Annotated in this window: 25 protein-coding genes; 10 read left to right on the top strand and 15 right to left on the bottom strand. The window is 73.2% G+C overall.

Features of this window, described 5'->3' with window-relative positions; genetic code table 11:
• Positions 1–409 precede the first annotated feature (409 nt).
• Genes ACFYPD_RS01470 through ACFYPD_RS01455 form a run of 4 tightly spaced genes read left to right on the top strand, consistent with a single transcriptional unit; the run spans position 410 to position 3,781 of the window.
• Positions 410–2,122, top strand: coding sequence for a nitrite/sulfite reductase (locus ACFYPD_RS01470; RefSeq protein ID WP_387107552.1), 1,713 nt, complete (start codon positions 410–412; stop codon positions 2,120–2,122).
• The gene (locus ACFYPD_RS01465; protein ID WP_146167879.1) at positions 2,119–2,277 is read left to right on the top strand and encodes an IS1 family transposase; all 159 of its coding nucleotides are present in this window, start codon (positions 2,119–2,121) and stop codon (positions 2,275–2,277) included. The genes ACFYPD_RS01470 and ACFYPD_RS01465 overlap by 4 nt, the downstream gene beginning before the upstream one ends.
• The gene (locus tag ACFYPD_RS01460; RefSeq protein ID WP_387107550.1) at positions 2,274–3,038 is read left to right on the top strand and encodes a phosphoadenylyl-sulfate reductase; all 765 of its coding nucleotides are present in this window, start codon (positions 2,274–2,276) and stop codon (positions 3,036–3,038) included. The genes ACFYPD_RS01465 and ACFYPD_RS01460 overlap by 4 nt, the downstream gene beginning before the upstream one ends.
• Positions 3,020–3,781 (top strand): sirohydrochlorin chelatase, encoded by a 762-nt coding sequence (locus ACFYPD_RS01455; RefSeq protein WP_387107548.1) that lies wholly within the window; start codon positions 3,020–3,022, stop codon positions 3,779–3,781. The genes ACFYPD_RS01460 and ACFYPD_RS01455 overlap by 19 nt, the downstream gene beginning before the upstream one ends.
• Positions 3,782–3,895: 114 nt before the next feature.
• On the opposite strand, the gene ACFYPD_RS01450 is transcribed toward ACFYPD_RS01455, so the two are convergent.
• Complete coding sequence (locus ACFYPD_RS01450; protein ID WP_088975879.1) at positions 3,896–4,153, bottom strand: WhiB family transcriptional regulator; 258 nt, start codon at positions 4,151–4,153, stop codon at positions 3,896–3,898.
• 447 nt (positions 4,154–4,600) lie between these two features.
• Entirely contained in the window at positions 4,601–5,551 is a 951-nt protein-coding gene (locus tag ACFYPD_RS01445) for a diacylglycerol/lipid kinase family protein (RefSeq protein WP_387107545.1), read from the bottom strand.
• 43 nt (positions 5,552–5,594) lie between these two features.
• On the opposite strand from ACFYPD_RS01445, the gene ACFYPD_RS01440 reads away from it, so the two are divergent.
• Positions 5,595–5,984 carry a hypothetical protein gene (locus ACFYPD_RS01440; RefSeq protein ID WP_387107543.1) on the top strand — a complete coding sequence of 130 codons (390 nt, stop codon included), beginning with the start codon at positions 5,595–5,597 and terminating at the stop codon, positions 5,982–5,984.
• A gap of 20 nt (positions 5,985–6,004) precedes the next feature.
• On the opposite strand, the gene ACFYPD_RS01435 is transcribed toward ACFYPD_RS01440, so the two are convergent.
• The 3 genes from ACFYPD_RS01435 to sodN all read right to left on the bottom strand — a co-directional run bounded on the left by ACFYPD_RS01435 (position 6,005) and on the right by sodN (position 7,370).
• Positions 6,005–6,412 (bottom strand): ATP-binding protein, encoded by a 408-nt coding sequence (locus ACFYPD_RS01435; RefSeq protein ID WP_387107541.1) that lies wholly within the window; start codon positions 6,410–6,412, stop codon positions 6,005–6,007.
• Between the two features lie 32 nt (positions 6,413–6,444).
• A complete protein-coding gene (locus ACFYPD_RS01430) occupies positions 6,445–6,900 on the bottom strand; it encodes a GNAT family N-acetyltransferase (protein WP_387109116.1) in 456 nt (151 codons plus the stop codon).
• Positions 6,901–6,965: 65 nt separating this feature from the next.
• Positions 6,966–7,370, bottom strand: coding sequence for a superoxide dismutase, Ni (sodN, locus tag ACFYPD_RS01425; protein WP_091262331.1), 405 nt, complete (start codon positions 7,368–7,370; stop codon positions 6,966–6,968).
• 84 nt (positions 7,371–7,454) lie between these two features.
• Here sodN and ACFYPD_RS01420 point away from each other — a divergent pair, with 84 nt between their 5' ends.
• The 3 genes from ACFYPD_RS01420 to ACFYPD_RS01410 all read left to right on the top strand — a co-directional run bounded on the left by ACFYPD_RS01420 (position 7,455) and on the right by ACFYPD_RS01410 (position 10,153).
• Entirely contained in the window at positions 7,455–7,799 is a 345-nt protein-coding gene (locus tag ACFYPD_RS01420) for a S26 family signal peptidase (protein WP_387107538.1), read from the top strand.
• A gap of 140 nt (positions 7,800–7,939) precedes the next feature.
• A complete protein-coding gene (locus tag ACFYPD_RS01415; protein WP_387107536.1) occupies positions 7,940–9,115 on the top strand; it encodes an NADP-dependent malic enzyme in 1,176 nt (391 codons plus the stop codon).
• Between the two features lie 75 nt (positions 9,116–9,190).
• Positions 9,191–10,153: a zinc-binding dehydrogenase gene (locus ACFYPD_RS01410; RefSeq protein WP_387107534.1), complete on the top strand. Its 963-nt coding sequence runs from the start codon at positions 9,191–9,193 to the stop codon at positions 10,151–10,153.
• 55 nt (positions 10,154–10,208) lie between these two features.
• Here ACFYPD_RS01410 and ACFYPD_RS01405 read toward each other — a convergent pair whose 3' ends face one another.
• From ACFYPD_RS01405 to ACFYPD_RS01395, 3 genes are all read right to left on the bottom strand, one after another.
• Complete coding sequence (locus ACFYPD_RS01405; protein WP_387107532.1) at positions 10,209–11,174, bottom strand: alpha/beta hydrolase family protein; 966 nt, start codon at positions 11,172–11,174, stop codon at positions 10,209–10,211.
• A gap of 66 nt (positions 11,175–11,240) precedes the next feature.
• The gene (locus ACFYPD_RS01400) at positions 11,241–11,768 is read right to left on the bottom strand and encodes a nucleotidyltransferase domain-containing protein (RefSeq protein ID WP_387107531.1); all 528 of its coding nucleotides are present in this window, start codon (positions 11,766–11,768) and stop codon (positions 11,241–11,243) included.
• Positions 11,769–11,796: 28 nt separating this feature from the next.
• Positions 11,797–12,741 (bottom strand): alpha/beta hydrolase family protein, encoded by a 945-nt coding sequence (locus ACFYPD_RS01395; RefSeq protein WP_387109115.1) that lies wholly within the window; start codon positions 12,739–12,741, stop codon positions 11,797–11,799.
• A 136-nt stretch (positions 12,742–12,877) separates the two neighbouring features.
• Here ACFYPD_RS01395 and ACFYPD_RS01390 point away from each other — a divergent pair, with 136 nt between their 5' ends.
• Complete coding sequence (locus tag ACFYPD_RS01390) at positions 12,878–13,054, top strand: hypothetical protein (RefSeq protein ID WP_387107530.1); 177 nt, start codon at positions 12,878–12,880, stop codon at positions 13,052–13,054.
• Between the two features lie 86 nt (positions 13,055–13,140).
• Here the strand turns inward: ACFYPD_RS01390 and ACFYPD_RS01385 are convergent, their stop codons facing one another.
• The 3 genes from ACFYPD_RS01385 to ACFYPD_RS01375 form a co-directional block, all read right to left on the bottom strand.
• Positions 13,141–14,253 carry an acetate/propionate family kinase gene (locus ACFYPD_RS01385; RefSeq protein ID WP_387107528.1) on the bottom strand — a complete coding sequence of 371 codons (1,113 nt, stop codon included), beginning with the start codon at positions 14,251–14,253 and terminating at the stop codon, positions 13,141–13,143.
• A complete protein-coding gene (gene pta, locus ACFYPD_RS01380) occupies positions 14,250–16,316 on the bottom strand; it encodes a phosphate acetyltransferase (protein ID WP_387107525.1) in 2,067 nt (688 codons plus the stop codon). The genes ACFYPD_RS01385 and pta overlap by 4 nt, the downstream gene beginning before the upstream one ends.
• A gap of 75 nt (positions 16,317–16,391) precedes the next feature.
• On the bottom strand, positions 16,392–16,895 hold the full coding sequence (locus tag ACFYPD_RS01375) for a GNAT family N-acetyltransferase (protein ID WP_387107524.1): 504 nt from the start codon (positions 16,893–16,895) through the stop codon (positions 16,392–16,394).
• Positions 16,896–16,945: 50 nt separating this feature from the next.
• On the opposite strand from ACFYPD_RS01375, the gene ACFYPD_RS01370 reads away from it, so the two are divergent.
• Positions 16,946–17,518: a TetR/AcrR family transcriptional regulator gene (locus tag ACFYPD_RS01370; protein WP_387107521.1), complete on the top strand. Its 573-nt coding sequence runs from the start codon at positions 16,946–16,948 to the stop codon at positions 17,516–17,518.
• 9 nt (positions 17,519–17,527) lie between these two features.
• Here the strand turns inward: ACFYPD_RS01370 and ACFYPD_RS01365 are convergent, their stop codons facing one another.
• The 4 genes from ACFYPD_RS01365 to ACFYPD_RS01350 all read right to left on the bottom strand — a co-directional run bounded on the left by ACFYPD_RS01365 (position 17,528) and on the right by ACFYPD_RS01350 (position 23,537).
• The gene (locus ACFYPD_RS01365; RefSeq protein WP_089009804.1) at positions 17,528–17,707 is read right to left on the bottom strand and encodes a DUF6104 family protein; all 180 of its coding nucleotides are present in this window, start codon (positions 17,705–17,707) and stop codon (positions 17,528–17,530) included.
• 91 nt (positions 17,708–17,798) lie between these two features.
• Positions 17,799–21,521 (bottom strand): multifunctional oxoglutarate decarboxylase/oxoglutarate dehydrogenase thiamine pyrophosphate-binding subunit/dihydrolipoyllysine-residue succinyltransferase subunit, encoded by a 3,723-nt coding sequence (locus ACFYPD_RS01360; protein ID WP_387107520.1) that lies wholly within the window; start codon positions 21,519–21,521, stop codon positions 17,799–17,801.
• A 256-nt stretch (positions 21,522–21,777) separates the two neighbouring features.
• Entirely contained in the window at positions 21,778–22,602 is an 825-nt protein-coding gene (locus ACFYPD_RS01355; RefSeq protein ID WP_387107517.1) for an ABC transporter permease, read from the bottom strand.
• Complete coding sequence (locus ACFYPD_RS01350; RefSeq protein WP_387107516.1) at positions 22,599–23,537, bottom strand: ABC transporter ATP-binding protein; 939 nt, start codon at positions 23,535–23,537, stop codon at positions 22,599–22,601. Before ACFYPD_RS01350 ends, ACFYPD_RS01355 begins: the two co-directional genes overlap by 4 nt.
• Positions 23,538–23,635 lie beyond the last annotated feature (98 nt).

The following is a 23,635-nucleotide window of genomic DNA, read 5'->3' as shown; positions in this document are numbered from 1 at the left end:
CAGCGTCACACGGCGGCGGCGCCCGCCGGGCCGGTCCGCCGATTTGTCCCCACCCCTGGCCGCTGTCGCCGCGCTGCCGCGCCGACCCGCGTCGAGACCGCGGCCGGGACCGGGCGACAACCGCTGCCCGTGATGTGGGATCACACACTCAGTCATTGGCCGGCCATCGGCGGCTGTGGGAGCATGTGGCCTATGACCGCCGCTGTCATCCGCCGCTTCGTGGCTCGTCGCCACGTCGATTACGGCCGTGTCCGCAGCGCGATCTGTCCGGCCCACTGACGACGCCCGACCCATCCGTCTCGGGCGCGTTCCGCGCCGGCCGTCATCGACATCGCCGTCCTCGGCCCTCACTCAGGGCCGGCCGCCGCGTCCGCGCTTTCAGGCACAGCAGACAACGGAGGACGCCGCGATGGCGGTCAGCAGCACCACCACGACCCGGCCCGACGCCCCGGCGTCGGCCGCCCGGGCCCCCCGCCGGCCCCGTGGCGAGGGGCAGTGGGCGCTCGGGCACCGCGAGCCGCTCAACCCCAACGAGCGGATGAAGAAGGACGACGACCCGCTGAACGTGCGGGCCCGGATCGAGAACATCTACGCGCACCGGGGCTTCGCCTCGATCGACCCGCAGGACCTGCGCGGCCGGTTCCGCTGGTGGGGCCTGTACACCCAGCGCAGGGCGGGCATCGACGGCGGGCGCACGGCCGTGCTGGAGCCGCACGAGCTGGAGGACGAGTTCTTCATGCTCCGGGTGCGGGTGGACGGCGGTGAGCTGAGCCTGGCCCAGCTCCGGGTCGTCGCGGACATCTCCCGGGAGTTCGCCCGGGACACGGCCGACATCACCGACCGGCAGAACATCCAGTACCACTGGATCCGGGTCGAGGACATGCCGGAGATCTGGCGCCGGCTGGAGGCGGTCGGCCTGCAGACCACCGAGGCGTGCGGCGACTGCCCCCGGGTCGTGCTGGGCAGCCCGGTCGCCGGGGTGGCCCGGGACGAGGTGCTCGACCCGACGCCCGCGGTTGACGAGATCGTCCGCCGGTACGTCGGCGACAAGGCGTACTCGAACCTGCCCCGCAAGTTCAAGACCTCGATCTCCTGGCTGGTCGACACCCCGTACGAGGCGAACGACATCGCCTTCCTGGGCGTCGAGCACCCCGACCACGGTCCCGGCTTCGACGTCTGGGTGGGCGGCGGGCTGTCCACCAACCCGATGCTGGCCAAGCGTCTCGGCGTCTGGGTGCCGCTGGCCGAGGTGCCGGACGTCTGGGCCGGGGTGGTCGGCATCTTCCGCGACTTCGGCTACCGCCGGCTGCGCAACCGGGCGCGGCTGAAGTTCCTGGTCGCCGACTGGGGCGTGGCGAAGTTCCGCGAGGTGCTGGAGAAGGAGTACCTGGGCCGGGCGCTGCTCGACGGCCCGGCCGCGACGCTGCCGGCGAAGCCGGTCGACCACATCGGCGTGCACCCGCAGCGCGACGGCGACAACTACGTGGGCGCCGCCCCGGTGGTGGGGCGGGTCTCCGGCACCCAGCTCGCCCGGCTCGCCGACGTGGCCGAGGCGCACGGCAGCGGCCGGGTGCGGCTCACGCCGTACCAGAAGCTGCTGGTGCTGGACGTCGCGCCGGAGCGGACCGACTCGCTGGTGGCGGAGCTGCGCGGGATCGGCCTGGAGGCCCGGCCGTCGGCCTGGCGGCGCGGCACGATGGCCTGCACCGGAATCGAGTTCTGCAAGCTCGCCATCGTCGAGACCAAGCGGCGCGGCGAGGAGCTGGTGGCCCGGCTGGAGGAGCGGCTGCGCGACTTCGACGCCGACATTTCCATTCACCTGAACGGCTGCCCGAACGCCTGCGCCCGCACGCAGGTGGCCGACATCGGCTTGAAGGGCCAGCTCGTGGTGGGCCCGGACGGCCGGCAGGTGGAGGGTTTCCAGGTGCACCTCGGCGGCGGCCTGGGCATGGCCGCGGGGCAGACCGCCGGCTTCGGGCGCAAGCTGCGCGGCCTGAAGACCACCGCCGACGAGCTGCCGGAGTACGTGGAACGGCTGGCCCGCCGCTACCTGGCCGGCCGGAGCGAGGGCGAGAGCTTCGCCAACTGGGTGATCAGGGTCGACGAGGAGGAATTGCGATGAGCGATGCCCGATCTGCGCCTCTCTACTGCCCGTACTGCGGGGAGGAGGACCTGCGGCCGCACGAGGCCGGGCACGGCGCCTGGGAGTGCCACGCCTGTGCCCGGGTCTTCACGGTCCGGTTCACCGGCCTGCTGAGCCGGGCGGTGACCCGATGAGCGCCCTGCCCTCCGCCGCCGGCCTGGGCCTGGTCGGGATCGGTGGGCCGGCCCCGGCCGACCCGGCCCGGCGCGACCCGGAGGAGCTGCGCACGCTGGCCGAGCGGGCCGGCCGGGAGCTGGAGGGCGCGCCCGCGCTGGAGATCGCCCGGTGGGCCGCCGAGACCTTCGGCGACCGGTTCTGCGTGACCAGCTCGATGGCCGACGGGGTGCTGGCCCACCTGGTCTCCCGGGTCGCCCCCGGCGTCGACGTGGTCTTCCTGGACACCGGCCTGCACTTCCCGGAGACGCTCAAGGTCCGCGACGAGGTGGCCCGGCGGCTCCCGGTGACCGTGCGCTCGATCCGGCCCCGGATGACCGTGGGTCAGCAGGACGGCCAGTACGGTCCCCGGCTGTTCAGCAAGTCCCCGGACGACTGCTGCCAGTTGCGCAAGGTGGAGCCGCTGGAGCGGGCGCTGGCCGGGTACGACGCCTGGGCCGCCGGGCTGCGCCGGGACGAGTCGCCGACCCGGGCCAACACGCCGGTGGTGGCCTTCGACGCGCGGCGCGGCAAGGTCAAGGTCAATCCGATCGCGGCCTGGAGCCAGCGGGATGTGGACGCCTACGTGGCCCGCTACGACATCCCGGTCAACGAGCTGTTCGCCCGGGGCTACGGCTCGATCGGCTGCTGGCCCTGCACCCGCCGCACCCGGGCGGGGGAGGACCCGCGGGCGGGCCGCTGGGCCATGTTCGAGAAGACCGAGTGCGGCCTGCACACCTGACCGCCGAGCCGCCGGTGGTGCTGGTCGCGCACGGCAGCCGGGACCCGCGGGCGGCGGCGGCGACCCGGGCGCTGGCCCGGGCCGTGGCGGCCGCCCGTCCCGGCGTCCCGGTGCTGCCGAGCTGGCTGGACCACACCGACCCGGGTCCCGCCGTGGTGCTGCGGGACCTGGCCGCCGCCGGTCACCCCCGGGCGGTGCTGGTGCCGTTGCTGCTGACCGCCGCGTACCACCGGAAGGTCGACGTCCCGGCGGCGGTGGCGGCGGCCCGCGCGGGTGGCGCGGACATCGAGGTACGGGTGACCGACGTGCTGGGCCCGGCGGACGGGGTGGTAGACGCCCGGCTGCTGGCGGGGCTGCGCCGGCGGCTGGCCGAGGCGGAGCCGGGTGGCTTCGACGGCGTGGTGCTGGCGGCGGCGGGCACCCGGGATCCGCGGGCGCGTGGTTCGGTGGGGCGGGTAGCCGCCGCGCTCGGCGCCGAGCTGGGCGTGCCCTGCCAGGTGTCGTACGCCTCGGCGGCGCCCCCCGGGGCCGGTGTCGCGGTGGCCCGGCTGCGCGCGGCGGGCGCCCGCCGGGTGGCCGTGGCCGCCTACTTCCTGGCCCCGGGCCTGTTCCACGACGCGGTCCGCGCGACGGCGGAGCGGGCCGGCGCCGTGGCGGTCGCCGATCCACTGACCGATCTGCCCGAACTCGCCGACCTGGTGCTGCGTCGGGTCGACGCCGTGCCGGTCGGCAGCCCGGTGTGAGGCGCGTCGCCTTCATGATCAGCAAGGGCGCCGGCCGGGTAGCCGACCGTCATGTGTCCGGACAGCAGAACGCCCCGGCCGGGATCCCGGCCGGGGCGTGCGCGTGCGTGCGAATCAGGCGGAGTGAGCGCGCAGCACCCGGAGCCCGCCGCGGCGCTTCACCGCGCGGCGCTCCTCCTCGCTCATCCCGCCCCAGACACCGGCGTCCTGACCGGACTCCAGCGCCCACTGAAGGCAGTGGTCGGTCACCGGGCAGCGCCGGCAGACGGCCTTGGCCTGTTCCACCTGCAGGAGGGCCGGGCCGGACGTCCCGATCGGGAAGAACAGCTCCGGGTCCTCGTCGCGGCAGACGGCATCGTGGCGCCAGTCCATGGCGGCAACACTCCTCATTCTCAAATGGGTGGCCAGATTACGCTTCGTTGCTATTCCTATATGCGTCCGCATTGCCGATCGGTGACGGTCAGCATCCATCAATTCGGCGCTGCGTGAGCAGGCTTGCGACCCGTGGACCTGCTGGAACAGCTCAACCTGCCGAGCATATCCAGGCAATGTCCCGGTAACACGCTTTCGCTTGTGAATACTTTCACGAACTGTCGTGATGTCAAGGGTGGCGCTCGGAAAAACTCCGAACAGTGAGCGGGCTCACCACCCTTTTGTCCGGGTTTCAGAGCGCTCTGGTTACCCGGCGTGCCACAGTCGAGGATCAATATAGTACGGTCTGCGTGACGTTGCTGACATTTCCGGCACCTTCCCTCGGCGTGGCGGCCACCGCTTGATGCGGTGCGGGGGCCCGCGTCAACCGAGGGGAGTACCCGAGACCTAGCAGATTACTCTCAGTGCGGCAGGGATGGATGCGAATCTGACTTTTTCCCGCTCGCCGAGGTAGTCGCCGTCCAGCTGGAAGGCCAGCGGACGGGCCGAGAGCAGCGTGAACTCCGCCACGTCGTGCAGCCGGAGCACCTGCCGGCCGCGCGGATCGGGCTCCCTGTCGAAGAACTGAGTCACCGTCCGTGCCGTGCTGGCCACCTTGAGCCGCCGCATCGCGAGCACGTCCAGGCCGAGGTCGAACGACGCCTCCGGGTTCGGGTTGATCTCCCGGTCGCCCAGGTAGGTCCACGGTGCGGTGTTCTGGATGATGACCGTCCCGAGGTCGGTCTCGGCGGCCTCGCCCGGGCGCTCCAGCGAGATCGACGGGTGCCGTCGGTCCGAGGCGAGGAAGTACTGGCTCACCGTGGAGCGGAAGTAGAGCGCCGGTGTGGACACCCGGCCCCGCTTGCGGGCCCGCTCGACCCGCTGGATGACGGCGGCGTCGACGCCGAAGCCCGCGCAGAAGGTGAAGTAGCGGTCGTCCGCCCGGCCCAGTCCGATGGTCCGGGACCGGCCCAGCCGCAGCCCCTCCAGGATCATGCTGGTCCCGTCCGGCCACTCCCGCGGCAGGCCGAGGGCCCGGGCGAAGACGTTCGTCGACCCGCCCGGAACGGTGGCCAGCGCCGGCAGCCGCTCCGCCAGGGTCGGCCCGGTGCGGAAGGTCGGGGGCTCCGCGGCCATCAGGCCGTTCACCACCTCGTTGACCGTGCCGTCGCCACCGAGCGTCACCACCAGGTCGACGCCCTCCTGGGCGGCCTCCCGCGCCAGGTCCATGGCGTGGCCCCGCCGGCGGGTGTACCGCACCGACAGGTCGACTTCGCTGCGCAGCGCCCGGACCAGCACGTCCCGGCTGCGCTCGCTGGTGGTGGTGGCCTTCGGATTGACCACCAGGACGGCCCGCATGGGCGGCACTGTACCGCGACTACCCACGGGTATCGTGTCGCGCGTGACGATCGACTCCGGGCCGGTCCCCGGCACGCTCCGCTGGGCGGTGCTCCTGCTGCGCGCCGAGGCGGTGGCGCTCGGCCTGGTCGCGGCATGGCTGATCTGGTCCGACCTGACGGCGCGCACCACCGACCTGACCTCGGCGCTGCTGGTGACCGCGTTCGCGGTCGCCGGGGCGGTCGCCCTCTGGGCGCTCGGCGCCGCGCTGGCCAATCGCCGGTCCGGGGCCCGGGCGCCGGCCATCGTGCTCCAGCTCATGCTCCTGCCGGTCGGCTGGTACATGATCCAGGGCGGGCTGGGCTGGCTGGGCGTGCCGCTGATGGCGCTCGGCCTCGGCGTCACCGGCCTGCTGGTCAGCACCCCGACCAACCGGGCGCTCGGCTTCGACTGACGCCCGGCCGGCCGGAACGGTCAGAAGCCGGAGGCGCGGCGGGTGAGCAGGGAGATGGTGGCCCGGCCGTCGGCGGCTCGGGCGCTCGCCGCCGTGGTCAGCGCCGTGAGCACCTTCCAGGCGAACGACGACTCCGAGGGCAGCGTGGCGCCCCGCACGGTCGGCACGGTCACCTCGACGGTGAGCGCGTCCTCGGTGACCGCGAAGCGGCACTCCAACTCGGCGTCGCGGGTGGCGATGGCGAGCAGCATGGCGCACGCCTCGTCGACGGCGATGCGCAGGTCCTCGATCTCGTCGAGGGCGAACTGGAGCCGGGCCGCGAGACCGGCGGTGGCGGTGCGCAGCACGCCCAGGTAGCCGCCGTCGGCGGGCACCGTGAGGTGCACGATGTCGTCGTCCGTCGTCGGCTGGCCGGTCAGTTGAGTCACGCCTCATCCCCCCGGTGCGGGACTCTACCCGGTCAGGCGTCCGGCCGCGTGGGGGCGGCCGTCGCCTGCGCCGCGAGATCGTGCAGCGCCGTCCCGGCCAGCCGGTACGGCACCCACTCGTCCATCGGGGCGGCCCCGATCGCGGCGTAGAAGCGGGCCGCCGGATTCCAGTTGATCATCCACCAGTCGAGCCGCCGGTAGCCGCGCTCGACGCAGATCGCGGCGAGGGTGGCGAGCAGCAGCCGGCCCGCGCCGGTGCCGCGCGCGGTCGGCCGGACGTACAGGTCCTCCAGGTAGATGCCGTGCACGCCCTCCCAGGTGGAGAAGTTGAGGAACCAGAGGGCGAAGCCGATCGGCTGGTCGGCGCGGTCCACCGCGACGTGCCCGAACAGCGCCGGCGCCGGGGCGAAAAGCGCTGCGGTGAGCTGCTCCTCGGTGAGGTGGCACTGCTCGGGGGCGCGTTCGTAGTCGGCGAGTTCGTGCACCATCGCGACGACGGCCGGCACGTCCTCGGGACGCGCCGGCCGGATCGTCGGTGCCTGGGCGGGCAGGCTCACGCCTGCTTGGTCTCCCAGAAGATCTTGGCGATCTCGTCGATCTTCTGCAGCAGCTGGTCGGCGACGGCCGGGTCCATGCTGCCCTTGGCGCCGGCCGAGCCGGCGAGCTTGGTGGTCTCGTTGAAGAGCTGGTGCAGGTGCGGGTACTTCTCGAAGTGCTGCGGCTTGAAGTAGTCGGTCCAGAGCACCCACAGGTGGTGCTTGACCAATTCGGCCCGCTGCTCCTTGATCAGGATGGCGCGCGTGCGGTACTCCGGGTCGGTGTTGGCCTGGTACTTCTCGCAGATCATTTTGACCGACTCGGCCTCGATCCGGGCCTGCGCCGGGTCGTAGACGCCACACGGCAGGTCGCAGTGGGCGCTGGCGGTCACACGGGGCGTAAGGATGCGAGGAAGGCGCATCAGGGTCCTCCATGGGATGTTTGCGATGATCCAAGACGACACTACTCCTGGAGATGCTCCCCGGCGGGCGGGAGGTGAAACCCCATGGGTGCCCTGGATCACCGGCTGCGCGGGCCGCTGGTGCCGGTCCTGGTCACCGGACCGTCCATGGCCCCGACCCTGCGCCACGGCGACGCCGTGCTGGTGCGCACCGGGGGCCGCCCGGTACGCCCCGGTGACGTGGTGGTGGCGGTCTTCCGCAGCCGCCCCGACCTGCTCGTGGTCAAGCGCGCGGTCCGTCGCCAGGACGGCGGTTGGTGGCTGCGCGGCGACAACGGCCTGGTCACCGACGACTCCCGGGCGTACGGGGTGGCCGACGTGCGGGGCCGGGTGATCGCCCGGTACTGGCCACGTCCCGGGCGGGTCACCGGCGGACCACGTCGGATATGACCCCGATCACACCCCGGTGCGGCATGCCTGACTATGCTCGGAAAGTGCCCGGGTGACCCCCCGCACCGCCGCCCCGCTGGCCGCTGACCACGCGCGCCGAGCCGGCCGGTCCGTCTGCTCGACAGATCCTGGAGTCACCAATGTCTACGTCCACCCCGGACCCCGCCGATCCCGTTTTCCGGCTGCACCTCGGCGGCAAGATGGCCGTCGCCTCGACCGTGCCGCTCACCAGCCGGGAGGACCTCTCCCTGGCGTACACCCCGGGTGTGGCCCGGGTCTGCGAGGCGATCGCCGCCGACCCGGACCTGGCCGACGACTACACCTGGGTGTCGCACACCGTCGCCGTGGTCACCGACGGTTCCGCCGTGCTCGGCCTGGGCAACATCGGCCCGCGCGCGGCGCTGCCGGTGATGGAGGGCAAGGCGGTGCTGTTCAAGCAGTTCGCGGGCGTGGACGCCGTACCGATCTGCCTGGACACCCAGGACGTGGACGAGATCGTGGCGACGGTGCGGGCGCTCGCCCCCTCGTTCGGCGGGATCAACCTGGAGGACATCAGCGCGCCGCGCTGCTTCGAGGTGGAGCGCCGGCTGGACGAGGCGCTGTCCATCCCGGTCTTCCACGACGACCAGCACGGCACCGCCATCGTGGTGCTGGCCGCCCTGCGCAACGCCGCCGCCCTGCTCAACCGCAAGCTGGGCGACCTGCGGGTGGCGGTCAGCGGGGCCGGCGCCGCCGGTGTGGCCGTGACGAAGATGCTGGTCGCCGGGGGCGTCAACCCGGACCAGGTGGTGGTCTGCGACTCCAAGGGCATCATCGGCCGGCACCGCGAGCTGACCGGGACCAAGGCCGAGCTGGCCGAGACCACCAACGCCGCCGGGCGGCAGGGCGACATCACCGAGGCGCTGCGCGGTGCGGACGTCCTGGTCGGCGTCTCCGGCGGGCAGATCCCGGAGGCGGCGGTTGCCGGGATGGCCCCGGGCGGCATCGTCTTCGCGCTGGCCAATCCCACCCCGGAGGTGCACCCCGAGGTGGCCGCCCGGCACGTGGCCGTGGTCGCCACCGGGCGCAGCGACTACCCCAACCAGATCAACAACGTGCTCGCCTTCCCCGGCGTGTTCCGGGGCGCGCTGGACGCCCGGGCCACCCGGATCACCGACGGGATGAAGGTGGCCGCCGCCGACGCCATCGCCAACGTGGTGGCCGAGTCGCTGACCCCGGAGGCGATCGTGCCCTCCCCGCTGGACCCGCGGGTCGCCCCCGCGGTGGCGGAGGCCGTCGCCGAGGCCGCCCGCCGCGACGGTGTGGCCCGCCGCTGATCGTTGAGGAAGGGGGCCATCCGCACGGCTTTTGTGGGGAAGGTCCCCTTCTTAACGGGCCCTCAGCTTGTTACGGTGCCGATCATGCGTGCTGCCTTCGCCTCGGCCTTCGACGCCGACAACCCGCTCGCCGCGCTCACCGTCGGCGACCGCCCCGAGCCGACCCACCCGGAGGACGACTGGGTCACCGTGCAGGTCCGGGCCAGCTCGCTCAACCACCACGACCTCTGGTCGCTGCGCGGGGTGGGCCTCAGCACCGACCAGCTCCCCATGATCCTCGGCTGCGACGCGGTCGGCACCGACCCGGAGGGCAACGAGGTGGTCGTCTACCCCGTGGTGCCCACCCGGGGCGACCCGCGCGGGGTCTCGATCCTCTCCGAGCACTTTGCCGGCACGTTCGCGGAGCGGGTGGCCGTACCCCGGATGAACCTGCTGCCGCTGCCCGACGGCCTCTCGGCGACCGACGCGGCCTGCCTGCCCACGGCCTGGCTCACCGCGTGGCGGATGCTCACCACCCGGGGCCGGGTCGGCGACGGGGAGTCCGTGCTGGTCCAGGGGGCCGGCGGGGGCGTGGCCACCGCGGCCGTCGCACTCGGCGTCGCGCTCGGCAAGCGGGTGTACGCGACCAGCCGCGACGCCGCCAAGCGGGAGCGGATCACCGAGCTGGGCGCGACCGCGCTGGAGCCCGGCGCGCGGCTGCCCGAGCGGGTCGACGTGGTGATCGAGACGGTCGGCGCGGCCACCTTCGACCACTCGTTGAAGTCGGCCGCCCCGATGGCCCGGATCGTGGTCTCCGGCGCCACCGCCGGCCACGAGCCCAAGGTCAACCTGCGCCGGGTCTTCGCCATGCAGCTGGAGATCCTCGGCACCTCGATGGGCACCCCCGACGAGCTGACCGAGCTGCTGGCGTTCTGCGCCGAGCACGAGGTGCGCCCGGTGGTGGACAGCGTGGTGCCGTTCAGCCGGATCGAGGAGGCGTTCGCCCGGCTGCACTCCGGGGACGTCTTCGGCAAGGTCGTCGTCGACCACACCGCCTGACCGGCGTCAGGAGGGGGCCCCTGCTCTACCGGAGGCGTCCGGAAGGGGTCCCTCCTTACAGGTGGTCGTCCAGGGTGGCCAGGCCGCCGCGGGTGGCGTCGGCGGGGAGCCGCTTCTTCGCCGCCGCGTCCCCGTAGAGCGTCCAGCGGAGGAACTCGACGGTGGTGTCGGCGACCACCCGCAGCGCCGGGGTGTCGCCGAGCAGGGCCCGCCCGTGGTCGCCCTTCGGCAGGCTGAGCATCGCCTTCGGCCACGGCACCGCGTCGTAGACCGCCTTGCCGGCGGCGTAGCCCACCACCTCGTCGGCCTCCCCGTGCACGAAGAGCTGCGGCGCCGCCGCCCCGGCGAACGCGGTGCCGACGCCGAGCGCCGTGCCGGCGAAGACGATGCCGGCGTCCAGGCGCGCGTCCCGGCCCGCGGTGAACAGCCCGATCGTGGTCACCCCGCCCGCGCTGTGCCCGGTCGCGGCCACCCGCTCCGGGTCCAGCCGGCCGTGCAGCGGGTCGTCCGCCTTCCCGTCGAGGGCGAGCACCTGGGTCAGCACGTACGACACGTCGGCCGGCTGGTTGAGCACGTCGAGCGGGTTGCCGTCACCACCGGCGCCGGTGTGCGGGAACTTCGGCGCGGCCACCACGAACCCGGCCGCCGCCCAGCGGGTCAGCAGCACCTGGTAGTCCTCCGGCCGGGCGCCCAGCCCGTGGCTGAACAGCACCACCGGGAACCGCCCGGCCGCCGCCGACGCGGACCGCTCCGGCGGGCCACCGGCCTCCCCCCGCGCCGGGTACCAGAGGGTCACCGGCAGGGGACGGTCGCCGTCGCGGTTCAGCTTCAACTGGCGTACGCCGACCGCGAAGGTCCGGGTGGGGGCATGCCCGGCGGGTACCCGCGGCGCGGGCGTCGTGGCCTTCGGCGGGGCGTCGGGGGCGGCTCGCCCGGCCGGGGCGGTCCCGCCCGAGCAGCCGGCCAGACCCGTGCTGAGCAGGGCGGCGGCGGTGACGAGGGCGGCAGGGCGACGGTGCATGAACACGATTGTGCCTCGCGCTCTCGCCTGACCGGCCGGCATCGCACGCAGCGTGACGCGATCGCCTCAACCGGCCGGCGGCCGCCCCGCCCGCAGCCGGGTCAGGTCGGCGGCGTCCTTGGCCCGGCGGGGCCGCTCGGGCATCCAGACCGGGTACATCTCCTTGAACTCGATCTGGGCGGCGACGCTGATCACCGGGGCGGTGTGGGGGCCGATGCGGCCCGGCGGGGCGTCCAGCATCCCCTCCGGCAGCGTGGTGCCGGCCCACGGCCCGGCGCCGACGACCACCCGGCCCGCCGGGTCCCGGTCCAGGTACGCGAAGCTCAGCTCGACGTCGCCCCGGACGAGGTCGAGTTGCGTCTCGACCGGCATCCGGGGGTCGGGGCGCCAGCCCCGCCCGCCGAGCCCGGCCGCCAGCGGGCCGGCGTCGCGCCGCCAGCAGTACCAGTCGACGTCCACGTGCGGCCGGGTCACCGCGCCGAGGTGGAAGTCCATCGCCCACCCGCCGCGCAGCCACACCGCGATCCCGGCCGCGCCGGTCACCTCGACCACCTCGCGGATCGCGTCGAGTTGCCGCCCGGCCAGCCCGTCCATCCCGGGGACGCTACCGCGGCGGAATCGATCATGCGGGCCGCGGCTGTCCGGGGAGGGCGCGGGTGGTGAGGGTGGTGACGCCGGGAAGGAGGGCGTCGGCGGGCAGGCGGTCGCGGGCGCGACGGTCGTCGTAGAGGGTCCAGCGGAGGAAGTCGGTGGTGGCGGCGAGCACCTGCGCGAACCCGGGACGGCCCGGGGTCAGGTACTCGCCGTGGCCCTGGCCGGGCAGGCTCAGGAAGGCGGCCGGCCCGAGGCTGCGGGCGTACGCGGCCCGGCCGACCGACTCCGGCACGACGGGGTCCGCGCCGCCGTGCACGAAGAGCAGGGGCGCCACCGGGCCGGCGAAGCTGCCGGCCGACCCGCCGCCGGCGATGACGATGCCGGCGCGCAGCCGGGGGGAGTGCCCCGAGGTGAACATGCCGGCCGTGGTGAAGCCGCCCGCCGAGTGCCCGGCGGCGGCGAACCGGTCCACCGCGAGGTGCCCGGCGAGCGGGTCTCCGGGCCGGGCGTCGAGGCGGACCAGGTGGCGGATCAGCCGCCAGCCGTCGGCGGGCTGGTTCCGCACGTCGGCCCGGGTGAAGTCGCGCGCCCGCAGGTTGGTCCGCGGGTAGGCCGGCGCGGCCACCACGAACCCGGCCGCCGCCCAGCGGGTGGTCAACGGGGCGTGCAGTTCGGGGAGACTGCGCAGGCCGTGGCTGTGGACGACCACCGGGAACCGTCCGGCAGCCACCGGCGCGTCGGGCCGTGGGGCGGCGGGCTCCGCCGGGGAGGCACGGTCCGTCGGGTACCAGACGGTGACCGGCAGCGGCCGGGGGCCGTCGGGGTCGACGACGAACTGGCGCACGCCCACGGCGTACGGCCGCAGCGGCGCCGGGCGGAAGGACGGGACCCGCTCGTCGGTGGCGGCGGCGGCCGGACCGCAACCGGCCACCAGCGCCACCAGCAGCGCGGCGGCCAGCCGCTGCACCCTCACCCCCTCACGGTAGGCGGCCGCCCGGCCGGTCCGGCCCCGCCGACCGGGCCGACGCGCCTCCACCGCCCGGACCGGGGTGGCCGTCACCGGCCCGGCGGGATCATCCGCGTCGCCCGGCTTCGCTAGGGTCACGCGCATGGCTGAGAACTACACCGACCCGAGTGGCAACACCGCGCAGTTCCGCGCCTTCGTGGATTCGCCCGAGAGCGCGGCGACAGCGACGGAGACCCCGAACCGGCTGCCGCTGTTCGCCGGCATCGGCGTCGCCGCCGTCGTGGTGGTCGCCCTCATCGCCTGGCTGGCCCTGGGCTGACCCCCACCCCACCGCCCGTTGATCATGACGTTGACGGCACGCCGTCAACGTCGTGATCGTCGGGGTGGGCGGCGGGCGCCCGCCGGTCAAAGGCCGAGCACGTCCCGGGTTTCCTGGGCGATTTCGCGCTCCTCGTCGGTGGCGACCACGCACACCGTGACCTCGGCGCCGTCGGGGGAGATGACCCGGTCGCCGCTGCCGGCGTTGCGCGACGGGTCCACGGCGATGCCGAGCCGGTCCAGGCCGGCCAGCGCCGCCGCGCGGACCGGGGCGGCGTGCTCGCCGACCCCGGCCGTGAAGGTGACCGCGTCGACCCGGCCGAGCAGGGCGTAGTACGCGCCCACGTACCCGGTGATCCGGCGGCGGTAGACCTCGAACGCGAGCGCGGCGGCCGGGTCGCCGGCGTCCCGGCGGGCCAGCACCTCCCGCATGTCGTTGACCCCGGTCAGCCCGAGCAGGCCGCTGCGGTAGTTGAGCAGGTCGTCGATGTCGTCCACCCGCATGCCGGCCTCGCGGCGCAGGTGGAAGATGATCGTCGGGTCGAGGTCGCCGCTGCGGGTGCCCATGACCAGGCCCTCCAGCGGCGACATGCCCATCGAGGTGGCCACGCTCCGCCCGCCCTGGACCGCGCAGGCGCTCGCCCCGTTGCCCAGGTGCAGGGTGATCGTGTTCAACTCGCCGTACGGCCGGTCGAGCAGCTCCGCCGTGCGCCGCGAGACGTACGCGTGCGAGGTGCCGTGGAAGCCGTACCGGCGCACGCCGTACCGCTCGGCGAGGTCCCGGTCGATGGCGTACGTGGCGGCGGCCTCGGGCAGCGTGTGGTGGAACGCGGTGTCGAAGACGGCGACCTGCGGGGTGTCCGGCAGCTTCTCCCGGGCCACCCGGATGCCGGCCAGGTTCGCCGGGTTGTGCAGCGGGGCGAGCGGGACGAGGTCCTCGATGGCGGCGACGACTCGGTCGTCGATCCGCACCGGCGCGCTGAACTTGCGCCCGCCGTGCACCACCCGGTGCCCCACCCCGGCCAGCCCCGCCAGGTCGAGTCCCTCGATGATCTGCCGCACCGCGCTCTCGTGGTCGGCCGGCCCGCCGCCCGGCTCGCCGACCCGCTCGACGGTGCCCTTGTCGCGAACCTCGGCGCCGTCGTACAGCCGGTACTTCATCGACGAGGACCCGCAGTTGAGGACGAGGATCCGGCTCATTCCGACTCCTTGGCGGCGGCCTGGATGGCGGTGATCGCCACCGTGTTGACGATGTCCGGCACGGTGGCGCCCCGGGACAGGTCGTTGACCGGCCGGCGCAGGCCCTGCATGACCGGGCCGACCGCCACCGCGCCGGCTGAGCGCTGCACCGCCTTGTAGGTGTTGTTGCCGGTGTTCAGGTCCGGGAAGATGAACACCGTGGCCCGCCCCGCCACCGGGCTGTCCGGCAGCTTGGTGGCCGCGACCTGCGGGTCGATCGCCGCGTCGTACTGGATCGGGCCCTCCACGAGCAGCTCCGGCCGGCGCTCCCGGACCAGCTTGGTGGCCGCCGCGACCTTCTCCACGTCGGCGCCGAAGCCGGAGTCGCCGGTCGAGTAGGACAGCATCGCCACCCGCGGCTCGATGCCGAACCGGGCGGCCGTGTCGGCCGAGGAGACGGCGATGTCGGCGAGCTGGGCGGCGTCCGGGTCGGGGTTGACCGCGCAGTCGCCGTAGACGAGCACGCGGTCGGCGAGCAGCATGAAGAACACGCTGGAGGCGACGGAGACGCCCGGCACGGTCCGGATGATCTCGAAGGCCGGCCGGATGGTGGCCGCCGTGGTGTGGGTGGCCCCCGAGACCATGCCGTCGGCGCGGCCGGTCTGCACCATCATGGTGCCGAAGTAGTTGGGCTGGGCCACGATGTCGTGCGCCAGTTCGACGGTGACGCCGCGGTGCGCGCGCAGCTCCGCGTAGACGGCGGCGAACTCGTCCCGCCACTCGCTGGTGACCGGGTCGACCACCTGCGCGTCGCCGACGTCGACGCCCAGCTCGCGGGTGCGCCGCGCCACCTCGTCGGGGCGCCCGAGCAGGGTCAGGTCGGCGACGCCCCGGCGCAGCAGCACCTCCGCGGCGCGGAGGATCCGCTCCTCGCTGCCCTCGGGCAGCACCAGTCGCCGGCGCTGCGCCCGGGCCCGGTCGATCAGGTCGTTCTCGAACATCAGTGGGGTGACCCGCTCCGACCGGCTGACCCGCAGCCGGCGGGCCAGGTCGACGGTGTCCACGCAGCGTTCGAAGGCGCCCAGCGCGGCCTCCACCTTGCGCGGGTTCGCCACGCTGGGCCGGCCCTCGATCCGGCTGGACGCCGCGACGGTGTCGTAGCTGTCGCTGGTCACCGAGAGCACGGCCAGCCCGGTGTTCATGGCCTCGAACAGCCGCATCGCCCGCGGGTCGGGCTGCTCGCCGAGGGTGAGCACGAGCCCGGCCAGGGAGACCTGTCCGGCGACGTGCGCGGCGCCGGCCGCCACGAGCAGGTCGTCGCGATCGCCGGGGGTGATCACCAGGGCCCCGTCGGTGAAGTGGTCCAGCAGGGTGGGCACGTGCGCCGCGCCGACCACGTAGTCGAGCACGTCCCGATCCAGCGCGGCCTGGTCGCCGGCGAGCAGGGTGGCGCCGAGCGCCGCCGCCACCTCCGCCACCGTCGGCGCCGACACGGTCGGCACTTCCGGGATGGCGTACGCGGGGACGGGCAGCTCGGGCAGCGTCATCGGCCCGGGGACGCGGTTGGTGACCACCGCCACCACCGTCGCCCCCAGGTCCTCCAGATCGTGGTACGCCCCGCGCAGCGCCGCCGTGATCGCCTCGGGCGGCTGCCCGAACCCGTCCACCACGGGCACCACCACGCTGCCGAACTCGGTCGCCAGCCGGGCGTTGAACGCCAGCTCGCGGGCGCCCGCGCCGTCCCCGTCGGCGAAGTCGCTGCCCACCACGACCACCGCGGGGCAGTGCCGCTCGACCGCCCGGTAGCGGGCCACGATGCGGGAGATCAGCTCCTCCCGGCGGCCGTCCGCGACCAGGGCGGCGGCCTCGGCGTAGGTCGCGCCGTGCAGCTCGTCGACCGGCAGCCGCACCCGGTAGCGGTCGGTGAGCAGGGCGAGGATCGGGTCGGGGTGCTGACCGGCGACCAGCGGCCGGAAGGCGCCGATCCGCTCGACCTGCCGGGACAGCAGCTCGGCCAGCCCGAGCGCGACCGTCGACTTGCCCCCGCCCGACCCCACGCTGGTCAGGTACACGCTGCGCGCCACGACCTCACGCTACAAGATCGCGGGGTGCCTCGCCCGGGTCCTCCGACCCGTCATCCGGGCCCCGGAATCGGCGGCTCATGTGCCGGCCGGTGCCAGCTCCCGTTCGTACACCTGCCCCGTCAGCTCCGTGCCGAAGCTGTGGTGGGCCTCCTCCTCGACCAGTCGGAAGCCCCGCGAGAGGTAGATCCGCCGGGCGGCGACCAGCGGGTGGTTGGTCCAGAGCCGGATGCGGGCGTATCCCGCCCGCCGGGCGAAGGCGAGGCATTCGTCGACCAGCCGCTCGCCGACCCGGCGTCCCCGGGCCGCCGGGTCGACCAGCAGGATCCGCAGCTGGGCCGTCCGCTCGTCGGCCGCGACGCAGAAGACGCAGCCGGCCCGCTCGCCGTCGACCTCGGCGATCCAGGCGGCCTCCCGTGCCGGGTCGTGGCCGGCGGCGTAGTCGGCGACGATCCGCGCCACGAGCGCCTCGAAGCTGGTGTCCCAACCAAACTCGGCGGCGTACGTCTCGCCATGGGCCAGCACCACCCAGCCGAGGTCGCCGGGACGGCCCAGCGGACGAATGAGGATCTGCGCGCTCATCGACACCCCTCCACTACTGAAACAGTCGTTTCAGTGGCAGAGTAGCCGGTGTGAGCCAGCACGAGCGACCCGCGAGCGCCCGCCGCGAGGAACTCCTGGAGCGGGCGTACCGGTACGCCCTGGCGCACGGGCTGGCCGAGCTGTCGCTGCGCCCGCTCGCCGCCGCCATCGGCAGCAGCCCCCGGGTCCTGCTGTTCCTCTTCGGCTCCAAGGACCAGCTCATCCGTGCCCTGCTCGGCCGGGCCAGGGCCGACGAGCTGGCCGCGCTCCGGCAGGCCCGGGAGGCGGGCGGCGCCGACGACTTCGCCGCGGCGGTGCGCACGACCTGGGGCTGGCTCGTGGACCCGGCGCACCGGCCGATGCTGGTCCTCTGGGTCCAGGCGTACGCCCGCTCGCTGAGCGAACCCGACGGGCCGTGGGCAGGATTCGCCCGGCAGACGGTGGAGGACTGGCTCGGGCTGCTGGCCGGGATCGACGGTGGAGCCGCCGGTGGCGGGGATCCGGCCCTCGGCCTGGCGGTGCTGCGCGGCGCCCTGCTCGACCTGCTGGCCACCGGCGACACCGAGCGGACGACGGCGGTCGTCGAGCGCTACCTGTGCCTGATCGGGGCGGCGGCCCGCTGAACCGCAGACCTACTCGTCGTCCTCGTCGTCCAGCCGCGCCAGCCAGGTGGCGAACCGCTCGATCGGGGTCTCGAACTCCGGGTTCAGGTCGACGAAGTCCCGGAGCCGCTCGCCCAGCCACTCCAGGCTGACCTGCTCGTCGCCCCGGCGTTCGACCAGTTCCTCGATGCCACGGTCGGTGAAGTACATGTGCGTCCTCTCGCGGGAGAAGGGCCGCCACGGGACGAGGGGCAGCGGCCGTCGTACGGTCGCTGCCCCTCGTGCCGGCGGTGCGGTCAGGTCACGGGCGGGGGAGAGCCGCCTCCATCAGCGCGTTCTGCTCGACCTCGTGCATCTTCGCCGAGCCGACCGACGGCGCGGCGGCGGCCGGGCGCGAGATACGGCGCAGCCGGACCTCGGGCAGGTGCTCCAGCAGGTTGAGCGCGACGAACGACCAGGCGCCCTGGTTGGCCGGCTCCTCCTGCACCCAGGCGAAGTCCTCGGCGTTCGGGTACTGCGACAGGGCGGCCCGGACCTCCTCGACGGGCAGCGGGTAGAGCTGCTCCATCCGCAGGATCACCGTGTCGGTCACGCCCCGCTCCTGCCGGGCCTGGAACAGGTCGTAGTAGACCTTGCCCGAGCAGAGCAGCACCCGCTTCACCTGCTCCGGCGCCGGGGCGGCGGTGTCGGCCAGCACCGGCTGGAAGGTGCCCGTGGTGAAGTCCTCCACCTGCGACACGCAGAGCTTGTGCCGCAGCAGCGACTTCGGGGTGAACACCACCAGCGGCTTGCGCTTCGGCGACAGGGCCTGGCGGCGCAGCAGGTGGAAATAGTTCGCCGGGGTGGTCGGGATGGCCACCCGCATGTTGTCCTCGGCGCAGAGCTGGAGGAACCGCTCCGGGCGACCGGAGGTGTGGTCCGGGCCCTGACCCTCGTGGCCGTGCGGCAGCAGCAGGGTGACGGCGGAGCGCTGGCCCCACTTCACCTCGCCCGACGAGATGAACTCGTCGATCACCGACTGGGAGCCGTTGACGAAGTCGCCGAACTGGGCCTCCCAGCAGACCAGCGCGTCGATGTTCTCCACCGAGTAGCCGTACTCGAAGCCCATGGCGGCGTATTCGGAGAGCAGCGAGTCGTGCACGAAGAAGCGCGACCGCTCGCCGTCGGCGGTGAGCGACTTCAGCGGCAGGTAGTCGTCCCCGGTCTTCGCGTCGACCACCGACGCGTGCCGCTGGACGAAGGTGCCGCGGCGGGAGTCCTGCCCGGCGAGCCGGACGGTGACCCCGTCGTGCAGCAGCGCGCCGAACGCGATGATCTCGCCGAAGCCCCAGTCGATGCCGCCCTCGACGGACATCTTGCGCCGCCGCTCCAGCAGCTGCTGGATCCGCTTGTGCGGGGTGAAGCCCTCCGGCAGGTTGACGTGCGCCTCGCCGATCGCCTTGACCACGGCCGTGTCGGTGGCGGTGTCGACCTGCGGCTCCGGCTCGTCCTCGCGGCGCGGCCGGCTGAGCTGCCGCGGCGCGGTGGCGGCGTCCCGGGTGGCCTTGAAGACCCGCTCCAGCTGCGACTGGTAGTCGCGCAGCAGCTCCTCCGCGTCCTCCACGGTGATGTCGCCCCGCCCGATGAGCTCCTCGGTGTAGAGCTTCCGGACCGACCGCTTCGAGTCGATGATCTTGTACATCTGTGGGTTGGACATCGACGGGTCGTCGCCCTCGTTGTGCCCGCGCCGGCGGTAGCAGACCATGTCGATCACGACGTCCTTGTTGAACGCCTGCCGGTACTCGAAGGCGAGCCGGGCCACCCGGACGACGGCCTCGGGGTCGTCGCCGTTGACGTGGAAGATCGGCGCCTGGATCATCCGGGCGACGTCGGTGCTGTAGAGGCTCGACCGGCTGTATTCCGGGGCGGTGGTGAAGCCGACCTGGTTGTTGACCACCACGTGCACGGTGCCGCCGGTGCGGTAGCCGCGCAGCTGGGACAGGTTGAGGGTCTCGGCGACCACGCCCTGGCCGGCGAAGGCGGCGTCACCGTGCACCGCCAGCGGCAGCACGGTGTAGCCCTCCAGCTTGAGGTCGATCCGGTCCTGCTTGGCCCGGACGATGCCCTCCAGCACCGGGTCAACGGCCTCCAGGTGCGACGGGTTCGCCACCACCGACACCTTGACCGCGTGCGCGCCGTCCGGGGTGGTGAACTTGCCGTTCTGGCCGAGGTGGTACTTCACGTCGCCCGAGCCCTGGGTCGAGCGCGGGTCGAGGTGCCCCTCGAACTCGGAGAAGATCTTCTCGTACGGCTTGCCGACGATGTTGGCCAGCACGTTGAGCCGGCCACGGTGGGCCATGCCGATCACGACCTCGTCCAGGCCGCCCTCGGCGGAGCACTCCAGGACCTCGCCGAGCAGCGGGATCAGCGACTCGCCGCCCTCCAGCGAGAAGCGCTTCTGGCCGACGTACTTGGTCTGGAGGAAGGTCTCGAAGGCCTCGGCGGCGTTGAGCCGGTTGAGCACGTGCTTCTGCTCGTCCGCGCTGGGCTTCTCGTACTTGCGCTCGACCCGCTCCTGGATCCAGCGCCGCTCCTCCGGGTCCTGGATGTGCATGTACTCGATGCCGACGCGGCGGCAGTACGAGTCGCGCAGCACGCCGAGGATCGAGCGCAGCTTCATCCGCTGCCGGCCGGCGAAGCCGTTGACCGGGAAGACCCGGTCCAGGTCCCACAGGGTCAGCCCGTGCTGGAGGACGTCCAGGTCCGGGTGCTTGCGGATCTTGAACTCCAGCGGGTCGGTGTCGGCCATGAGGTGGCCGCGCACCCGGTACGCGTGGATCAGCTCGTGCACCCGCGCGGTCTTGTTGATCTGGCCCTCGGAGTCGACGGCCACGTCCTGCACCCAGCGCACCGGCTCGTAGGGCAGGCGCAGGGAGGTGAAGATCTGGTCGTAGAAGCCGCGCTCGCCGAGCAGCAGCTCGTGCATCACCTTGAGGAACTCGCCGGACTGCGCGCCCTGGATGATCCGGTGGTCGTAGGTGCTGGTCAGCGTGATGATCTTGCTGACCGCGAGGTCGGCCAGGGTCGCCTCGCTCATGCCCTGGTAGGGCGCCGGGTACTCCATCGCGCCGACGCCGATGATGGCGCTCTGGCCCTGCATCAGGCGCGGGATGGAGTGGACCGTGCCGATGCCGCCCGGGTTGGTCAGCGAGATCGTGGTGCCGGAGTAGTCCTCCATGGTCAGCTCGTTGCGGCGGGCGCGCCGGACCACGTCCTCGTACGCCTGCCAGAACTGCCGGAAGTCCATCTGCTCGCAGCCCTTGATGGAGGGCACCACCAGGTTGCGGGAGCCGTCCGGCTTGGCCAGGTCGATGGCGATGCCCAGGTTCACGTGCTCGGGGCGGACCATCGCCGGCTTGCCGTCGACCTCGGCGAAGGAGTTGTTCATCTCCGGGTGCTCGATGAGCGCCCGGACCATCGCGTAGCCGATCAGGTGGGTGAAGCTCACCTTGCCGCCGCGGCCGCGGGCCAGGTGGTTGTTGATCACGATGCGGTTGTCCACGAGCAGCTTCGCCGGCACCGCGCGAACGCTGGTCGCGGTCGGCACGGCGAGCGAGGCGTCCATGTTCTGCACGATCTTGGCGGCGACCCCGCGCAGCGGGGTGGTGCCGGCGGCGCTCGCGGTCGGCGCCTTGGCGGCCGGCTTGGCCGGGGCGGCCTTCTTCGCCGGGGCCGGCTCCGGAGCCTTCGCCGCCGGCTTGGCGGCCGGCTTCGCCGGAGCAGGCTTGGCGGCGGGCTGCTGGCTGACCGTGGCGACGGCCTCCTGCTGCTCGGCCGGCTCGGGACGGACGGCCGGGGCGGCCGGGGCCTCAGGGCGCGGGGTGGCGGCGCCGGGCGCCGGCCGGTAGTCGGCGAAGAAATCGTGCCAGGCCGAATCGACGCTCGAGGGGTCGGCCAGATAGCGCTGGTACATCTCCTCGACGATCCACTCGTTCGGGCCGAAACCCGCCAGTGGGTTCTCCTGCGAAGTCTGCTGGGTCGACACGGCCGCTAATCGCCTCTTTCACGCGGTTGTGAATGTCACGCGGGCGCTCCCGGGCCCGTTCCCGGGCGCACGAGAGACGGGTCCCAGGCTACGCCGTGCGATCGACGCAGGCATTCTCGCCTCCGGCTGGTGGTCCGTTTCACAGAAGATGCCAGAAGTTCGGCAAACGCTGCGTGTCCCGTCCGCTCCTGCTAGGCAGCGACGGCCCCGGCCGGTGACGCACGGTCACCGGCCGGGGCCGTGTCGGGTAGCCGACTCAGGAGATGTCGCGACGCCGGATGGTCAGCACGCCGATCACCCCGGCCACCGCGGCGTAGCCGATCAGCACGGCCGCCCCCGCCCAGCGCGGCGGGTTGCCCGGGATCTCGGCGCCGCTCACCATGAGCGACGACGCCAGCGACGGGACGAGCAGCTGGAGCTGGTTGATCCAGTCGCCGAACTTCGCGGCCAGCAGCCCGATGGCGATCGCCGCGCCGATGGCGCCGCCCAGGTAGAGCAGGATGCCGGTCACCGTGGCGCCGATCTGGCTGCGGATCAGCACGCCGAGCCCGACGCCGAGCACCGACCAGAGCAGGTAGGCCAGGCCGTTGAGGACCACCGCCCGCCAGACCGCCCCGCTGCCGAACTGGGCGCCGACGTCCGTCGCGCTCAGGATCAGCGGCGCGAAGACCAGGTTCAGCAGCGTGGTGCCCAGCCAGAACAGCAGTGCCAGCACGCCGGCGGCGACCAGCTTGGCCAGCATCACCGCGGTGCGGTGCGGCGCGGTGAGGAACGTGGTGGTCACCGTCTGGTGGAAGAACTCGCTGGTCACCACCACGATGCCGAGCAGCATCACGATGAGCAGCCCGAAGAACTGCCCGTTGGTGTAGAGGTTGGCGGCCAGGCTGTCGGCGCTGGAGACGGCTTGCACCTGGTCGGCCTGGTCGGCCGGCACGTCGCCCATGTTCCCGCTGGTCAGGGCCTCGGTCTGCAACCAGTTGAAGGCCAGCGCGAGGGCCCAGAGCGGCACGGTGATCAGCGCGAAGACCCACCAGGTGTTGGTGGAACGGATCTTGAGGAGCTCGGATCGGACCAGGTTCATCGGATCTCCGCCTTTCCGGCCGTCAGCTCCAGGAAGACCCCTTCGAGGTCCGGGCGTTCGGTGGTCAGCTCGTGCAGCTCCACCTTGGCGGCCAGCGCCACCCGGCCGACCGTCGGCGCGTCCACCCCGGTCACCAGCAGCGCCCCATGTCCGTCGACGTCCACCGTGGCGGACTGCTCGCGCAGCGCCGCGGTCAACTCGTCGGCCTGCGGGGTGCGCACCCGGACCCGGGCGCCGTGCGTCATCGAGCCGATCACCTGCTCGACCGGGCCCTGCCGGATCAGCTTTCCGGCCGCGATGATCACCACGTCGTCGGCGAGCAACTGCATCTCGGAGAGCAGGTGGCTGGAGACCAGCACCGTACGCCCCTCGGTGGCCAGCCCCTTGAGGAAGCCGCGCATCCAGCGGATCCCCTCCGGGTCCAGACCGTTGGCCGGCTCGTCGAGGATCAGCACCCGCGGGTCGCCGAGCATGGCGGCGGCGATCCCGAGCCGCTGCTTCATGCCCAGCGAGTAGCCCTTGAACTTGCGCTTCGCGGCCGGGGTCAGCCCGACCAGGGCGAGCGCCTCGTCGGCGCGCTGGCGGGGCAGTCCCGCCGCCGCGCAGATCACCCGCAGGTGGTTGATCCCGGTGCGGCCCTTGTGCGCACTGGACGCCTCCAGCACCGCCCCCACCGTGCGCAGCGGGTCGGCCAGGTCGGCGTACCGGTGACCGCCGATGGTGGCCTCGCCCGCGTTCGGCGTGACCAGGTTGAGCAGCATGCGCAGCGTGGTCGTCTTACCGGCGCCGTTCGGGCCGAGAAAGCCGGTGACCCGCCCGGGCCGGACGGTGAAGGACAGATTGTCCACCGCCCGGACGTTCTTGTATTCCTTCGTCAGTCCGGACACCACGATCTGGCCGGTCCCGGCATTGGGGCTTGGCTGCCCGTCGGACATCGTTCTCCTCTCCTGCCCCGGCGGGCTCGACGCACGCCGGTGGGGGGCGCCGTTGCGGGGGCGCCGAGCACAGCCTTCCAACCCGACGCAAGGGGGTC

It is taken from the genome of Micromonospora sp. NPDC005299, assembly GCF_042872345.1.
Taxonomy (GTDB): domain Bacteria; phylum Actinomycetota; class Actinomycetes; order Mycobacteriales; family Micromonosporaceae; genus Micromonospora.
The sequence above is the reverse complement of the archived record's forward strand: the minus strand, read 5'-3'. Positions and strand labels throughout refer to the sequence as shown.

Coding starts and splice junctions, on each gene's coding strand:
- ACFYPD_RS01470 (WP_387107552.1), top strand. CDS start 410: ATGGCGGTCAGCAGCACCACCACGACCCGGCCCGACGCCCCGGCGTCG.
- ACFYPD_RS01465 (WP_146167879.1), top strand. CDS start 2,119: ATGAGCGATGCCCGATCTGCGCCTCTCTACTGCCCGTACTGCGGGGAG.
- ACFYPD_RS01460 (WP_387107550.1), top strand. CDS start 2,274: ATGAGCGCCCTGCCCTCCGCCGCCGGCCTGGGCCTGGTCGGGATCGGT.
- ACFYPD_RS01450 (WP_088975879.1), bottom strand. CDS start 4,153: ATGGACTGGCGCCACGATGCCGTCTGCCGCGACGAGGACCCGGAGCTG.
- ACFYPD_RS01445 (WP_387107545.1), bottom strand. CDS start 5,551: ATGCGGGCCGTCCTGGTGGTCAATCCGAAGGCCACCACCACCAGCGAG.
- ACFYPD_RS01430 (WP_387109116.1), bottom strand. CDS start 6,900: ATGGTGCACGAACTCGCCGACTACGAACGCGCCCCCGAGCAGTGCCAC.
- sodN (WP_091262331.1), bottom strand. CDS start 7,370: ATGCGCCTTCCTCGCATCCTTACGCCCCGTGTGACCGCCAGCGCCCAC.
- ACFYPD_RS01420 (WP_387107538.1), top strand. CDS start 7,455: ATGGGTGCCCTGGATCACCGGCTGCGCGGGCCGCTGGTGCCGGTCCTG.
- ACFYPD_RS01415 (WP_387107536.1), top strand. CDS start 7,940: ATGTCTACGTCCACCCCGGACCCCGCCGATCCCGTTTTCCGGCTGCAC.
- ACFYPD_RS01405 (WP_387107532.1), bottom strand. CDS start 11,174: ATGCACCGTCGCCCTGCCGCCCTCGTCACCGCCGCCGCCCTGCTCAGC.
- ACFYPD_RS01400 (WP_387107531.1), bottom strand. CDS start 11,768: ATGGACGGGCTGGCCGGGCGGCAACTCGACGCGATCCGCGAGGTGGTC.
- ACFYPD_RS01390 (WP_387107530.1), top strand. CDS start 12,878: ATGGCTGAGAACTACACCGACCCGAGTGGCAACACCGCGCAGTTCCGC.
- ACFYPD_RS01385 (WP_387107528.1), bottom strand. CDS start 14,253: ATGAGCCGGATCCTCGTCCTCAACTGCGGGTCCTCGTCGATGAAGTAC.
- ACFYPD_RS01375 (WP_387107524.1), bottom strand. CDS start 16,895: ATGAGCGCGCAGATCCTCATTCGTCCGCTGGGCCGTCCCGGCGACCTC.
- ACFYPD_RS01365 (WP_089009804.1), bottom strand. CDS start 17,707: ATGTACTTCACCGACCGTGGCATCGAGGAACTGGTCGAACGCCGGGGC.
- ACFYPD_RS01355 (WP_387107517.1), bottom strand. CDS start 22,602: ATGAACCTGGTCCGATCCGAGCTCCTCAAGATCCGTTCCACCAACACC.
- ACFYPD_RS01350 (WP_387107516.1), bottom strand. CDS start 23,537: ATGTCCGACGGGCAGCCAAGCCCCAATGCCGGGACCGGCCAGATCGTG.